This window comes from Aquabacter sediminis, from assembly GCF_028863665.1.
Lineage (GTDB): Bacteria > Pseudomonadota > Alphaproteobacteria > Rhizobiales > Xanthobacteraceae > L1I39.
Genome location: NZ_JARBFX010000005.1, coordinates 298,097 through 313,140, shown reverse-complemented (window position 1 = coordinate 313,140; position 15,044 = coordinate 298,097). Strand labels below are relative to the sequence as shown.

Here is a 15,044-nt window from a genome sequence, read left to right as displayed (position 1 = left end):
CCGCTGGCCGGTGCCCTCGCGCACCGGCCTTCTTTTTTATCCGAGCCCTGGAATGGGCACGCCGAAGGCCTGCGCCAGCAGCACGCCGTTCAAGCTGAGCACGACGATGCTGCCTCCGATGGCGAGCACGTTGACGAGGCGGGAATTGGCGAACTCGCCCATCAGGTCGCGCCGGGCGGTGAACAGCACCAAGGCGATCATCGGCACCGGCAAGGCGATGGAAAGCACCACCTGGCTCAGCACCAGCGCGTGGGTCGCGTTCACGCCCATGGCCACCACCACGAAGGCGGGCACCATGGTGACGAGGCGGCGCACCAGCAGGGGAATGCGGATGCCGATGAAGCCCTGCATGATCATCTGCCCGGCCATGGTGCCCACCACGGAGCTGGAGATGCCCGAGGCGATCAGCGAGACCAGGAACACCCCGGCGGAGGCGGCGCCCAGCAAGGGGGTCAATGTGTGATAGGCGGTCTCGATCTCCGCCACGTCGCTATGGCCCAGATGAAAGGCGCTTGCGGCCATGATGACCATGGCCATGTTGACGAGGCCCGCCACGGAGAGCGCCACCACCACCTCGCGATTGGAGAAGCGCACCAAAAGCCGCTTTTGGCCGATGTCGCGCGGCCGCGAGCGGCTTTGGGTCAGGCCCGAATGCAGGAAAAGCGCATGGGGCATGACCGTGGCGCCAATGATGCCGACGGCGATGGTGAGGGCGGCGGCGTCGGGAATCTGCGGTGTCACGGCGCCCAGTGCAACCTGCCCCCAGTCCACCGGCGCGATCAGGATCTCCACCAGGTAGCACAGGCCGATCAGCGCCACGAGCCCGCCAATCACCAGTTCCAAGGGCCGAAATCCGCGCCCCTCGATCAGGAGGATGCCGTAGGTGACGACAGCCGTGATGCCCATGCCCACCAGGAGCGGCAAGCCGAACAGCAGCGACAAGCCGACCGCGCCACCCAGGAACTCGGCGAGGTCGGTGGCCATGGCCGCGACTTCGCTGACCACCCACATGGCCAGCACGACCGGCTTGGAGAAGGAGGCACGGCACAGCTCCGCCAGGTTGCGGCCGGTCACGATACCGAGCTTGGCCGAAAGGGACTGGAACAGCATGGCCACCAGATTGGCCATCACCACCACCCAGAGCAGGGTATAGCCATAGCCGGCGCCCGCCTGGATGTTGGTGGCGAAGTTGCCGGGGTCCATATAGGCGATGGAGGCGATCACCGCGGGGCCGACGAACAGCAAGGCTGAGAGCGGTCCTCGCCGGCGACCGGAGAGCACCTCCTCGATGGCGAGGCGGGTGCGATCGCTGACCGATCGGGGCGCGGCGGAAGACAGGCTGTCGCTCATGGCATGGAGGCGTCTTGTTGCTGGCACCAATAAATGTAGCCTCGGCTACATCTATTGCAAGAGCCTTCCTGCTGCGACGAAAGGCCAAGGGGCGATGGGCACGACGTGTAAGGGGCTAGCAGGCTTTCAAAAGCGACCACGTACGGCACGGATTGCAATCCGTAGCCACGGCTTCATAGTGTGCGCAAATTTCATTCCGTCCTGGGCCTCCCGGCTCGGACGGCCCGGAGAGGAAACGGAGTGGCGCGAACCGCGAAATTGCCGGTCACGGGCGAGCCGCAGAAGAGCACGCTGCCGGAAGGGGCGCCGGAGAAAAGCCGGGCGGACGACAACCGCACCGACGACAACCGCACCGACGACACCTGCCGGTTCGACCGCGCCCGCACGGCCCGCTCGGCGGAAATCCTCGAAGACTATACGGAGCTCATTGGCGACCTCATCGCCGAGCATGGGGAAGCGCGTGTCACCGACATCGCCCGTCGCCTGGGCGTCACGCACCCCACGGCCACCAAGGCTCTGGCGCGCTTGAAGCGGGAGGGGCTCGTCACCTCCCGCCCCTATCGCGGCGTCTTCCTGACCGGGGCGGGTGCCGCCATGGCGGAGCGGGTCCGTGCCCGCCACCGCCTCGTGGTGGACCTTCTGGTGGCCATCGGCGTGCCCGCAGAGGCCGCCGAGACCGATGCCGAAGGCATGGAGCACTATGTCTCCGAAACCACGCTGGAGGCCTTCCGCCGCTTCCTGGATGCCCGCAAAGCGTGAGGGCCGAGGCGATCAGTAGCGGTTCACCGGCAGAACCACGATCTCGGCGATCTGGACGTGAGGCGGCTGGTCGAGGGCAAAGAGGATGGTGCGGGCCACGTCTTCCGGGTCGAGCGCCATCTTGAACTGGTCGAAATAGGCCTTTTCCTTCTCCTCGTCCCCCCGGTAGCGCGTGCGGATGATGCCGGTGCGGGCAAGGCCCGGCAGGATCTCGGTCACGCGCACGGCGCTCTCCGTCAGTTCGCCCCGCAAGGTCTCCGTGAACATGCGCACGCCCGCCTTGGAGGTGGAATAGGCGGTCATGTCCGGCACCAGGCGCACCGCATTGATGGACGAGACATTCACCACATGGCCGCGATCGCGCTTCACCATGGGCGGCAGTACCGCGCGCGTCACCCGCATGGTGCCGATGAGATTGGTCTGGATGATCCCCGTCCAGTCGTCGGCCGAGCCCTCCACGAAGGGCATGCGCCCGCCAATGTCGTGGCCGGCATTGTTGATGAGGATGTCGACCGTGCCGAAGGCTGCGGGCACCTGGTCAAGCAGGCGGTCGACCGCCGGATAGTCGGAAATGTCGAGGACCACGGGCAAGGCATTGGCGCCCAGTTCCGCCGCGAAGGCCACGAGAGCCTCCTTGTTGCGATCCACCAGCACCACCTTGCGTCCCGAGGCGATCAAGGCGCGGGCGATGGCCCGGCCGAAGCCGCCGGCGGCACCGGTGAGAAGCGCTGTTTCCGTCTTGTCTTCAGGCATTTGTGTCCTCCCTGACGCCGGCCTTGGATGGCCGTGCGGCGGCACGCGCCTCCTGCCGCGAGCATGGCCCTTGGGAAGACGTGCGCCCTTTGATTGGCGGTGAGACGAGATGGGCGTCTGCGGACGCGAACACTGTCAGATGAGGCGCGCTGTGTCCGCACTCGCCCGCGTGCTAACTGTTATTCCGGATTTGGCGCCGCCGCCCGCGCCACAAGGGGCGGCCAAGCAATAGAGCCAAGCAACAGAAAAGCGGACCAGGGATGGACTTCAAGCAGCTCAAGGCCTTCACGACACTGGCCGAATTCGGCTCCTTCTCGCGTGCGGCCGCCGTCCTCTCGGTGGCCCAGCCGGTCCTGTCGCGGCAGATCAAGTCGCTGGAGGAGGAACTGGGCATCGAGCTCTTCTACCGCAACGGGCGCGGCATCGTGCTGACCGAGGCGGGCAAGCTGCTGCACGGCTATGCGGGCAATGTGCTGGACACCGTCACCCGCGCGACCGACGAGGTGACGGCCCTGCGCTCCTCTCCGCGCGGCACGGTTGCCCTGGGCATGCCCCCCTCCGTGGGCGCGGTGCTCACCGTGCCCCTGGTGAAGACCTTCCGCGCCGAGTTTCCCATGGTGGCGATCCGCGTGGTGGAAGGCTTTTCCGGCCATCTGCTGGAATGGCTCGCCACCGGCAAAATCGACGTGGCCGTGCTCTACAACGCACCCCGCACTTCCAATCTGCGCGCCGAGCCGCTCCTCCAGGAAGAGATCAATTTGCTGGGCGCCATCGACGATCCGCTCGGCCTTCCCGACGGGCCCATTCCGGCGAGCCGGCTCCCGGAAATCCCGATGATCATTCCCTCCCGGCCCCACGGACTGCGGCTGGTGGTGGATTCGCTGCTGAGCGAGGCGGAGATCGACCTCAACGTCATCATTGAGGTGGATGCCATGCCCTCGACCTTGAGCCTGGTGGAAAACGGCATCGGCTATACCTTGCTGTCCTATGGCCCGGCGCGGCATCTGATCGAGGCGGGGCGGATGAAAAGCTGGTCCATTGTCGATCCGGTCATTACCCGCCAGCTGATCCTCGCCACCTCCAGCCAGCGCCCCACCACCTTCTCCACGCGGGCGCTCGCCTCCATGGTGCGGCGGCAGGTGCAGGAACTGGTGCGGCGGGGCGCCTGGTCGTCCAACATGCCGGTCTCCACCTCCACGCTGCAGCGCGAAGATCAGGGGTGAGAAATCTGTTATGCCGGAAACGGCAATGACGTTCGCCAATTCTCCGGTTTAGCCTTCCCCCACAATCGACGAGCCGCAGCAGGATGCCCCTTGGGGATTGGACCTGCATGCGGCCAGGGAGCGCCAAGAGAGCGCCGGGGAAGCGTCATGTCAGGTGAACTTGTAGGGTTCGTGGGTCTCGGCCGCATGGGCAGCGCGATGGCGGGCCGCCTGCTGGATGCGGGATATGAATTGTGCGTCTTCGACACCCAGGCGGCCGCCACGGCGCCGCTGGTGGCGCGGGGCGCACGGCTTGCGGCTTCTCCGCTGGAGGTGGCCTCGACGGCCCAGACGGTCCTCCTCAGCCTGCCCACGCCCGACATAGTCAAGGCCGTGACCATCGGCGAGGGCGGCATCTCCCGCGGCAATGCCGTGCGCACGGTCATCGACCTGTCCACCTCCGGCCCAGGCGCCTCGCAATTCGTTTCTAAAGGTTTGGCGGAGCGCGACATCGCGCTGATCGATGCCCCCGTCTCCGGCGGCATTGCGGGCGCCAAGGGCGGCACGCTGGCGCTCATGATCTCCGGCCCGCGCGAGGTCTATGAGACCACGGCGCAGCCGATCCTCAAGCATTTCGGCAAGCTCTTCTATACCGGCGAGAAGGCCGGCCTTGCCCAGACGGCCAAGCTCGTCAACAACCTGCTGGCGGCGGCCGCCTTGGTCATCTCGTCCGAGGGCATGGCCATGGGCGTGAAGGCCGGGCTCGATCCCAAGATCCTCTTGGACATCATCAATGTCTCGTCCGGCCGCAACAGCGCCACCCAGGACAAGTTCCCCCGATCTGTGCTTCCCGGCACCTTCGATTTCGGCTTCGCCACCGGCCTGTCCTACAAGGATGTTCGCCTGTGCCTGGACGAGGCCGAAGCCATGGGCATTCCCATGATCATGGGCGCCGTGGTGCGCCAGATCCTGGCCCTGACACAAGCCAAGTATGGCGCGGAGTCCGACTTCACGAGCATCGCCCGCCTCTCCGAGGAATGGGCGGGGGTTGAGATCCGCGGCTGATCCTCGCGCGTCCGGGTCCAAGCCCCGGGCGCGCTCCAGACATCGCAAAGGCGAACAAAGAAGCTGCGTCCCACGCCGCCGACGGCAGGACGGGCCAACAAGCAAAAGGTCGAGGAGACGCATCCATGACGATGCTGGACGCGGCCGCGCGCCCGCTTTCCATCTCGCGCACCCTCGCGCTCCAGGCGCGGGCGACGCGCCTTGACGACCTCTCCGCCGCCACGCGAGACAAGCTGAAGGTATGCCTGCTGGACTTCCTGTCCTGCGCCTTCGAGGCCGCCGATTTACCCTGGAGCCGCGAGGCCGCTTCCGTCGCGCCCCGTACCAGCGAAGGCGCCACCATCATCGGCACGTCCGTCACGGCCCCCGTGGGCGATGCGGCCTTCGCCAACGCCACCGCCGGCCATGGGCTGGTGCGGGAGGACATGCATGCCGCCAGCATCGGCCATCACGGCGTGGTGATCTGGCCGGTGCTCCTGGCGCTTAGCCAGCGCGCACCGGTGTCGGGCGCGGCATTCCTGACCGCAGCCGCAGTCGGCTACGAGGTGGGCGGTCGGCTGGGGCGGGCGCTCTTCAATGCTGACCTTGCCCGCCTGTTCCGTCCCACGGGCCTCCTTGGCCCCATTGCGGGCGCGGCAGCGGGAAGCCGGCTCCTCGACCTGTCGGAAAGCCAGAGCGCCTCCGCACTGGCGCTGGGCGCAAATGCCTCGGGCGGGCTCAATCAATGGCCTCATGAAGGCAGCAGCGACATGTATTTCCATCCGGGCTTCGCGGCGCGGGCGGCCATCCTGTCTGTGGACCTCGCCCGCGCCGGCGCGATGGGCTCCGACTATATCCTGGAGGGCGAGGCAGGGCTTGCGATGGCTTTCCGGCGCTCGCCTCTGTCCCAGCCCGTGACGCTCTTCCCGCGCGGGCAAGCCGAGGTGCTGGCCGTCTATAACAAGCCGGCCCCCGCGTGCAATTTCGCCCAGACCGCAACCCAAGCCGCCCTGCGGGTAGCGCAGCAGATTGACGGCCGCGAGACCATACGCGAGGTCACCGTCCTGCTCCCGGAAGCGGCCATCCGGTATCCCGGCTGCGACTTCACCGGCCCCTATGAGCGGGCGCTCCAGGCCAAGATGTCGATCCAGTACGGCGTCGCCGCCGCCTTGGTGCGGGGGGCGGTTGAGGAAGACAATTATCGCCGCCTGGACGCACCTGAAATCCTGCGTCTCGCGGCGCTGATCCGCCTGGAGCGCGATGCGGAATTCACCGCCCGCTTTCCCGCCGCCCAAGGCGCCGAGGTGGTGGTGCAGCTTGCCGGCGGCGCCACCATCAGCCGGCGCCTCCCCGACGTCATTCCCGCCACCGAAAGCGAAATCCGCCAGCGCTTTCGCCTGGCGGCCGGCGCGGTGATCGGGGCCGGCCGGGCTGAAGAGATCGAAGAGCGCGTGGACGAGCTCGAGCGCTCCGCCGATGCCGGCCGGATCGCGGCCCTCTGCGCAACACCATCCGACAGCGCCGTGCGCGCGGCCGCGACGGCCAACTCACTGCATGCGTAAGCCTTTTCGCTCAGCGGAAGGGATTTGACCAACGGGCACAAAGCCCGGCTTAAAACTGGGAGGACCAACGCAATGAAGACGGTGCCGCGCGGCACTGCGCGCCTGGCTGCGAGGATGCAGCCATGACGTCGCAGATGGTCGAGAATATCCTCCAGGCGCTGGCCGCCGGCATTCTGGCAGGGGCGATCTACGGGCTCATGTGCGTGGGCCTGGGCCTCATCTTCGGCGTCATGCGCGTCATCAACTTCGCCCAGGGCGATTTCATGATGCTCGGCATGTACGCTGCCTATTATCTGTTCCTGACCTTTGGAATACAGACCATCTTCGGCAGTGTGATCGGCCCCTATGTGGCCATCGTGTTGTCGGCGCCGCTCCTGTTCCTGTTCGGCTATTTCATCCACAAGGTGCTCATCTCGCGCGTCACGGGCCAGCGCACCGCGCAACTGGAAGGCGAAGGTCACTTCGCGCAACTCATCCTGACGCTCGGCATCGCGCTGGTGCTGCAGAATGGCGGGCTCATCGTCTTCGGCTCGGTGCTCGCCTCCATCCGCACGCCGCTGTCCTCAAGCGCCTGGGAACTGGGTCCGTTCTGGGGCGACTTCGTTTCCATTTTCGTCAACAAGTCTCGAGGGATAGCGGCTCTGTTCTCGGTCGTTGCCATGGTCGGCCTCTGGCTGCTGATCGCCCGGACGCGCCTCGGCAAGGCCTTGCGCGCCTCGGCGGACAATCCCGTTGCGGCCACCTACATGGGCATCGACATCGACCGCTCCTATCGCATCGCCTTCGGCCTTGGCACCGCCGTGACCGCCCTCGCCGGCGGGCTGCTGGCCACCAACTATCCCTTCCATCCCTTCATCGGCCTGGAATACGTGATCGTCATGTATGCGGGCGTGGTGCTCGGCGGCATGGGCTCCATCACGGGCGCTTTCTGGGGTGGCATGACCATCGGCCTGGTGCAGCAGCTGTCCACCCTTGTCCTGCCCACGCAGCTCCAGAACGCGGCGATCTTCGTCGTCTTCCTGCTCATTATCTTCCTGCGTCCGCAGGGCTTTTTCGGCCGCATGGTGGAGAGGACGTGATGCAGACCCTTCGCTCCCTCGCCCCCTTGCTGATCGTCGCGGCGATCTACGCCGCCGTGACCCTGGTGGTCACCAATTCCTACTACCAGCTCACCCTCACGCTGGTGCTGGTTTGGGCCTGCTTTGGCCTGTCCTGGAATCTCCTCTCCGGCTATACGGGCCTGGTCTCCTTCGGCCACGCCTCCTTCTTCGGGCTCGGCGCCTATGCGACCGTTCTCGGGCAGATCTATTTCGACATCTCGCCCTGGATCTCCATCCCCATCTCGGCGGTCATCGGCGGCATTGCCGGCCTGCTCATCGGCTTCCCCACCTTCCGTCTGAAGGGCCACTACTTCGCTCTGGCGATGTTGGCTTACCCTTTGGCGTTGCTATATATTTTCGAGTGGCTCGGCTACCAGGAGCTGACCATCCCGATCAAAAGGGAGACGCCGTTCGCGTACATGCAATTCTCCGATCCGCGCATGTACACCTTCGTCGCCCTCGCCATGCTGCTCATCGTCGTGCTCATCACCCGCTGGGTGGAGGGCTGCCGGTTCGGCGTCGCCCTGCTCGCCATCAAGCAGAATGAGGCCGCGGCAGAGGCAGCAGGCATCAACACTTTGCGCTGGAAGCTCTTTTCCATCTGCTTGTCCGGCGCCATCGCCGGCGCCGTGGGCGCCTTCTATGCCGTGGTCCTGCTTGTGGTCACGCCGCCTTCGGTGTTCGGCATGCTGGTGTCCGCCCAGGCGCTCACCGTGTCCATGTTCGGTGGCATCGGCACCGTTTGGGGGCCGCTGATCGGCGCCGCGGTGCTGATTCCGGTGTCCGAAATCCTGCACGCGGAACTGGGCGCGCGGGTGCCCGGCATCCAGGGCGTCATCTTCGGCATCGCCATCATGGCGGTGATCCTGATGGCACCCGAGGGGGTCTATTGGAAGGTGCGCGACTGGTGGCGCAAGCGCTCGGTGGCGCCTGCATCAGTGGCGCCGGTTCTGCCGGACCATGTGGTGGCCTTCACCCCCTCCCCCGCGCGGGAGCGGCGGGAGCGCAGCGGCAAGGTGCTGCTGTCGGTGCGGGGCCTCTCCAAGGCCTTCGGCGGCCTGAAGGCGGTGCAGGATGTCAGCTTCGATGTGCACGAGGGCATGATCCTCGGCATCATCGGCCCGAACGGGGCCGGAAAGACCACATTGTTCAACCTTCTCAACGGCTTCCTCAAGCCGGATACGGGCACGGTGACGTTCGACGGCAAGGAGATGGTGGGCCGCCGGCCGCACGAATTGTGCGAGGCCGGCGTCGGCCGGACATTCCAGGTCATGCGCCCCTTCCCGCGCATGTCCGTGCGGGAGAACGTCCGGGTGGGAGCCTATGTGCGGGCGAAAAGCGAGGAGGAGGCGCTGCGCTTCGCCGATGACGCGGTGACCCGTGCTGGTCTTTCCGCAGTGGCCGACAAGGTGGCGGCGGAGCTCACCACCAAGGAGCTGCGGCTGATGGAGCTGGCCCGGGCGCTGGCCGGCCAACCCCGCCTTCTGCTGCTCGACGAGACCCTGGCCGGGCTTGGCCATGGCGAGGCGGACGAGGTGGTCGCCGTGGTGCAACGCCTTGCGCGAGAAGGGGTTACCATCGTCATCATCGAGCACACCATGCAGGCCATGGTGCGCCTGGTGGATCACTTCCTGGTGCTGGACCACGGCGCCGTCCTGGTGGATGGCGAGCCCGAGGTCGTCACCCGCAACCCTGCGGTCATCGAGGCTTATCTCGGCAAGAAATGGGTGACTCATGCTCACGCTTGAGGGGATTTGCGCGGGATATTCCGTCGTTCCGGTCCTGAAAGACGTGTCGATCCGCGTGGAGGCGAACCAGTTCGTCGCCATTGTCGGCCCGAACGGGGCGGGAAAGTCCACGCTTTTCAAGACCATATCGGGAGTGGTAGCGCCCAGCGCCGGCGCCATCCGCTTCGAGGGGCGGGACCTTGCCAAGGTTCCTCCCCACGAGCGGCCGCACCTGGGCATCGCCCATGTGCCGGAGGGGCGACAGGTTTTCCCCTCCCTTTCGGTGATGGAGAATCTCGAAATGGGGGCCTTCACCGAGGCCGGAAGACGCAGTTTCAAGCGCAATCTCGACCTGATTTTCTCTTTGATGCCAGTGCTTAAGGAAAGATCAGAGCAGTTTGCGGGCACCCTTTCGGGCGGCGAGCAGCAGATGGTGGCCATCGGCCGGGGCATCGCCTCGGCGCCCAAGCTCCTGATGCTGGACGAGCCCTCCATGGGCCTCGCGCCGGCCATTGCGGACTTCATCTTCGACAAGCTGATCGAGATCCGCCGCGAGACGAACCTGACGATTCTATTGGTTGAACAACGGGTTGCGGAGGCACTGGAGTCGGCCGACCAAGGCTATGTGTTGGAAGCCGGGCGGGTGGTGCTGTCCGGCTCCAACGCCACGCTCCGGGCCGATGACCGGGTGCGCCAGGCCTATCTCGGCATGTAGCGAACACGCTCCGAACACGGCCGGAACAAGGCCGAGGAACACATGATCTAGGGAGGAATAACATGGACGAAGACCTCTTTTCCGCGCTGACCCGCCGCGCCTTCGTCGGCGGGGCGGCGGCCACCGGTCTCGCGCTCTCCACCCGCGCCATGGCGCAGGGATCTCCGGCCGAGGTCAAGGTCGGGCTCATCGTCCCGCTGTCCGGCCTTTATGCCCGGCCCGGCGCGGTGATGAAGATGGGAGCCGAGCTTGGGGTCGCCGACATCAATGCGGCGGGCGGCGTCAAGGCGCTGGGCGGGGCGAAGCTGAAGCTCGTTCCCATCGATTGCGGCGACACGGTGGAGAAGGCCAAGAATGCCGCCCAGCGCATGGTGGCGCAGGAGACGGACCTCGTTGCCGCCACCGGCTCGTATTTGTCCTCGTTCACCTTGGCGGTGAGCGAAGTCACCGAGCGCGCCGGCCTGCCATTACTGACGCTGTCCTATTCGGACCTGCTCACCGACCGGGGGTTCAAGTACATCTTCCAGACCGCCGCCACGGCTTCCTCCCAGTCCATGCAGGGCCTGCCGGAGCTGATGAAGCTGGCGGAGAAGGCCTCCGGCAAGAAGCCGAAGACGGTGGCCATCGCCATGGACAATACGGGCACCTCCATCGCCACCGCCAAGGCCCTGAAGGAAAAGCTGTTTCCCCAGCTCGGCCTGGAGCTGGTGATGGACGAGGTGTGGACCCCGCCGCTGGCGGATGCCACCCCCATCATCCAGAAGGTCCGCTCCACCCGGCCGGACCTCTTCTTCTTCATGCCCAACGCCATTTCGGATGCCAAGCTCGGTCTTGAAAAGCTGAACGAATTCGGCCTCGGACAGGGCAAGGTGCCCACCATCTCCTTCTCCATCACCATCGCCGAGCCCGACATGCTCCAGTCGGTGAGCCCGGAAGTGGTGCAGGGCATCATGACCATCGTCGCCAATTGGGGCGTGAAGGGCCAGGAAAAGCTCATGGCCGAGTTGAAGGCCAAGTATAACGAGCCCTGGATGACGCAGAACGTGGTCTCGACTTATGGCGACATGTGGCTCATCAAGGATGCGCTGGAACAGTCCGGCAAGGCCGACAAGGAAGCGGTGGCCAACGCCCTGCGCACCATGGATGGCGGCCCCTCCAAATACTATCCCGGTGGCATCCTGAAGTTCGACGACAAGGGCCGGCGCATCGGCGCGGGCGTGGTGGTGGTGCAGTGGCAGAACGGCATTCCCGTCACCGTCTTCCCGGAGGCGCTGGCGGTCGCCCCGCCCTTCTGGCCGAAGAAGTGACCGGCCGGCGCGCGCGCCTTTGGACCGTCATACCCGGGCTTGTCCCGGGTATCCCCGCCTCACCGCTGGGACCCCCGCCGGGGTCCCCGTGGATGCCCGGGACGAGCCCGAGCATGACGCCAGCATTTCAGAGCTTGCGAAGAGATCGCAATGAACACTGAACATCTGACGACAAGACGCCAAAAAACAAAACCAAATAAATCTCAACAAACATAAGGGAGGAACAACCATGAAAGAGACCTGGACGCGCGCGCTGACGCGCCGGACCATGCTCGCGGCGGTGGCCTCGACGCTGGCGGCGGGCGGTGCGCTGGCGCAGGGCGCGAGCCCCGCCCCCGCCCCCGCGCAAGGCAGTGCCGCCGCCCCCGCCACCGGCCAGCCGCAGGAAGTGAAGGTGGGCCTGCTGGTGCCGCTGTCGGGCCTTTATGCCCGCCCCGGCAATGTCATGAAGATGGGCGCCGAAATGGCGGTGGACCACATCAATGCGGCCGGCGGCGTCAAGGCGCTGGGCGGCGCCAAGCTGAAGCTGGTGGTGCTGGATTCCGGCGACACCACGGAGAAGGCCAAGAATGCCGCCCAGCGCATGGTGGCGCAGGAGCCGGACCTCGTCGCCGCCACCGGCGCCTACCTGTCCTCCTTCACGCTGGCGGCCACCGAGGTCACCGAGCGCGCGCAGCTGCCCATGCTGACGCTCTCCTATTCCGACCTCATCACCGACCGCGGCTTCCATTATGTGTTCCAGACCTCGGCCACCGCCGCCTCGCAGGCGCGCCAGGCCTTGCCGCTGATCATGAAGCTCGCCGAGGACGCCTCCGGCAAGCGGCCGAAGACGGTGGCCATCATCACCGACAATACCGGCGCCTCCATCGCCTCCGTGAAGCCCATGCGCGAGGGCCTCTTGAAGGAGCTGGGGCTGGAGCTCGTCATGGACGAGACCTTCACGCCTCCCTTGTCGGACGCGACCCCCCTGATCCAGAAGGTGCGCTCCACACGGCCGGACCTGCTCTTCTTCCTGCCCACCGTCATTTCCGACGCCAAGCTGGTGCTGGAAAAGATGAACGAGTTCGGCCTCGGCCAGGGCCGCATTCCCACCATCTCGTTCGGCATCGCCATCGCCGAGCCGGACATCCTGCAGACCATCAATCCGCAATTGCTGCAGGGGCTTCTGACCTGCGTGGGGTCCTGGACCACCAAGGGCCACGAGGCGCTCGTGAAGGAGCTGAACGCCCGCTACAAGGAGCCCTGGATGACGCAGAACGCCATCTCCACCTATGGCGACATGTGGGTCATCAAGGACGCCCTGGAAAAGGCCGGCAAGGCCGACAAGGTGGCGGTGGCCGACGCCCTGCGCACCATGGATGGCGGGCCGTCCAAATACTATCCCGGCGGCATCATCAAGTTCGATGAGAAGGGCCGGCGCGTCGATGCGCAGATGACGGTCGTGCAGTGGCAGAACGGCATCCCCGTCACCGTCTTCCCGAAGGACCTGGCGGTGGCCGAGCCCTTCTGGCCGAAAAAGTAATCGCAAGGCTTAAGCCCAAGGCTTCGCCAAGCAGAAATACGCTTCACAACCGTCATGGCCGGGCTTGTCCCGGCCATCCACGGGGCGTGTCACAAGAAACGGACAATCAGAACAAGAACAGGCCTGCGGCGCCCCTCCAGGCGGCGCCGCGTGGATGCCCGGGACAAGCCCGGGCATGACGGAAAGCTTTTTGAGGCGCCTCAACGCGCCCCCGACACACCAGGCCAGGACCAGAGAACCCGGCCTTTCCCGAGCGGATCCGCCCTCGCGCCGGCCCCGCTCCCCCTCCGGCCCGGCGCAAGCGCGCCGGGCCGCTTTTCACCCTTGAAAGCCAGGAAGGACCACCATGACCAACGACGTCTTCGAGCGCGGCCTCTCCATTCGCAAGGATGTGCTCGGCAAGGAATTCGTGGAGCGCTCGCTCAACAACGCCACCGAATTCAACCGCCCCATGCAGGAATTGACGACGGAATATTGCTGGGGCTGGCTGTGGGGCCGCGAGGACCAGTTGCCGCGCAAGACGCGCTCCATGCTGAACCTCGCCATTCTCGGCGCCATCAACCGCAATCACGAACTGAAGATGCATGTGAAGGGCGCGCTGAAGAATGGCGTGTCCAAGGCGGAGATCCGCGAGGTGCTGCTCCAGGTGGCCATCTATTGCGGCATTCCGGCGGGCGTGGATTCCTTCCGCACCGCGCAGGAAGCCTTCAACGAGGTGGAAAAGGAAGCGGCGGGGGGCTGAGGCCAACGCCGCGGCGGCCAAGGCTGCATGCTAAGCGCCTCCATTGCACCTGAGGCCGCCGTTATGGCCGGGTTTATCCCGGCCATCCACGCCCCGCCGTTCGCGGAACCGACTGCGGCCCGCCCGGCCCCACCCCGTGGATGCCCGGCACAAGGCCGGGCCTGACGAGCGGAGGGGGCGCGACAGCCATGCGTCCGGGTGTCCGCGCCGGCCGCCGCGCGCCCGCCGCCTTCCATCCGCCCCCCAAACACCAGGAGCAACCGCCATGCGCCTCACCCTCGACGAAGCCCGGCGCCTCGCGGAGCGGGTCATCGAAGCCTTCGGGCATAGCCCGGCGGAGGCGGCGCTCATTGCCGACCATCTGATGGATTGCGAATTGCGGGGCCTCGATTATGGCGGCCTCGCCCGCGCCGTCTCGGTGGCCGAGCGCTTCCAGCGCACCACCAGGCCGCGCGAGCCCATCCGCGTCCTCCATGAGACGCCCGTCTCCGCCCGCCTCGATGGCGGCGACCAGATCGGCTATCTGGTGGCGCATCGGGCCATGGAGATGGCCATCGAGAAGGCGGACGCTGCCGGCATCGCGGTGGTGGGCGCCTGCCGAACCTGGTACACGGGCATGCTCTCCTATTATGCCGAAATGGCCGCCGCCCGTGGCCTCGTGAGCATGATCGCCTCGAACGCCTCACCCTGGGTGGCGCCCTATGGCGGCACGGAGGGGCGGTTCGGCACCAATCCCATGTGCTTCGGCTTTCCCACGGCGGACGCGCCGGTGATCTGGGACATCGGCACGTCCGCCATCATCCATGCGGAAGTCACCCTGGCGAAGCGCCTTGGCCACGAATTGCCCGAGGGCGTCGCCTATGGTCCCGATGGCGCGCCCACCCGCGACCCCGCCGCAGCCCTGGCCGGCGCGTTTGCCGCCTGGGGCGGGCCGAAGGGATCGGGCCTCGCCATCGTGGTGCATCTGCTTGGATTGCTGGCGGGCTCGCCGACCATCCCGCCGGAACTGGCGGATTTCGGCATGGTCATCATCACCCTCAAGCCGGACCTCCTGGGCGATGCGGACACGTTCCGCCGCAACGCCTCGGCCTATGGGGAGGCGGTGCGCGCCACCCGCCCGGTGGCGGGCGGCGGACCCGTGCGCATGCCCTTCGACGGCTCACGGCGCCTGCGGGAGGAACGCCGCGCGGCCGGAACGATCGAGGTGCCCGACCTGCTGGTGCGGCAGTTGGAAGGCTTTGCGGCCGGCGTGCCCGGCTAA

Annotated in this window: 13 protein-coding genes; 11 read left to right on the top strand and 2 right to left on the bottom strand. The window is 66.4% G+C overall.

Annotated elements, in window-relative coordinates:
• Window positions 1-36 precede the first annotated feature (36 nt).
• Window positions 37-1,350: an Nramp family divalent metal transporter gene (locus PV781_RS12455; protein WP_274775944.1), complete on the bottom strand. Its 1,314-nt coding sequence runs from the start codon at window positions 1,348-1,350 to the stop codon at window positions 37-39.
• A 240-nt stretch (window positions 1,351-1,590) separates the two neighbouring features.
• Between PV781_RS12455 and mntR the strand changes: the two genes are divergently transcribed.
• Window positions 1,591-2,109: a manganese-binding transcriptional regulator MntR gene (gene mntR / locus PV781_RS12450; RefSeq protein ID WP_274775943.1), complete on the top strand. Its 519-nt coding sequence runs from the start codon at window positions 1,591-1,593 to the stop codon at window positions 2,107-2,109.
• A 12-nt stretch (window positions 2,110-2,121) separates the two neighbouring features.
• Here the strand turns inward: mntR and PV781_RS12445 are convergent, their stop codons facing one another.
• On the bottom strand, window positions 2,122-2,862 hold the full coding sequence (locus PV781_RS12445; protein WP_274775942.1) for an SDR family oxidoreductase: 741 nt from the start codon (window positions 2,860-2,862) through the stop codon (window positions 2,122-2,124).
• Between the two features lie 260 nt (window positions 2,863-3,122).
• Here PV781_RS12445 and PV781_RS12440 point away from each other — a divergent pair, with 260 nt between their 5' ends.
• The 10 genes from PV781_RS12440 (at window position 3,123) to PV781_RS12395 (ending at window position 15,044) form a co-directional block, all read left to right on the top strand.
• Entirely contained in the window at window positions 3,123-4,085 is a 963-nt protein-coding gene (locus PV781_RS12440; RefSeq protein ID WP_274775941.1) for a LysR substrate-binding domain-containing protein, read from the top strand.
• 90 nt (window positions 4,086-4,175) lie between these two features.
• A complete protein-coding gene (locus tag PV781_RS12435) occupies window positions 4,176-5,129 on the top strand; it encodes an NAD(P)-dependent oxidoreductase (protein ID WP_342455448.1) in 954 nt (317 codons plus the stop codon).
• A 125-nt stretch (window positions 5,130-5,254) separates the two neighbouring features.
• The gene (locus PV781_RS12430; RefSeq protein WP_274775939.1) at window positions 5,255-6,670 is read left to right on the top strand and encodes an MmgE/PrpD family protein; all 1,416 of its coding nucleotides are present in this window, start codon (window positions 5,255-5,257) and stop codon (window positions 6,668-6,670) included.
• A 122-nt stretch (window positions 6,671-6,792) separates the two neighbouring features.
• Entirely contained in the window at window positions 6,793-7,749 is a 957-nt protein-coding gene (locus PV781_RS12425; RefSeq protein WP_274775938.1) for a branched-chain amino acid ABC transporter permease, read from the top strand.
• Window positions 7,749-9,518, top strand: a complete 1,770-nt coding sequence (locus PV781_RS12420) for a branched-chain amino acid ABC transporter ATP-binding protein/permease (RefSeq protein ID WP_274775937.1) — start codon at window positions 7,749-7,751, stop codon at window positions 9,516-9,518. Before PV781_RS12425 ends, PV781_RS12420 begins: the two co-directional genes overlap by 1 nt.
• On the top strand, window positions 9,505-10,212 hold the full coding sequence (locus tag PV781_RS12415) for an ABC transporter ATP-binding protein (RefSeq protein ID WP_274775936.1): 708 nt from the start codon (window positions 9,505-9,507) through the stop codon (window positions 10,210-10,212). The genes PV781_RS12420 and PV781_RS12415 overlap by 14 nt, the downstream gene beginning before the upstream one ends.
• 62 nt (window positions 10,213-10,274) lie before the next feature.
• Window positions 10,275-11,519, top strand: coding sequence for an ABC transporter substrate-binding protein (locus tag PV781_RS12410; RefSeq protein ID WP_274775935.1), 1,245 nt, complete (start codon window positions 10,275-10,277; stop codon window positions 11,517-11,519).
• Window positions 11,520-11,748: 229 nt separating this feature from the next.
• The gene (locus PV781_RS12405) at window positions 11,749-13,041 is read left to right on the top strand and encodes an ABC transporter substrate-binding protein (RefSeq protein ID WP_274775934.1); all 1,293 of its coding nucleotides are present in this window, start codon (window positions 11,749-11,751) and stop codon (window positions 13,039-13,041) included.
• 346 nt (window positions 13,042-13,387) lie between these two features.
• On the top strand, window positions 13,388-13,783 hold the full coding sequence (locus PV781_RS12400) for a carboxymuconolactone decarboxylase family protein (protein ID WP_209099234.1): 396 nt from the start codon (window positions 13,388-13,390) through the stop codon (window positions 13,781-13,783).
• A 265-nt stretch (window positions 13,784-14,048) separates the two neighbouring features.
• Entirely contained in the window at window positions 14,049-15,044 is a 996-nt protein-coding gene (locus PV781_RS12395; RefSeq protein ID WP_274775933.1) for an Ldh family oxidoreductase, read from the top strand.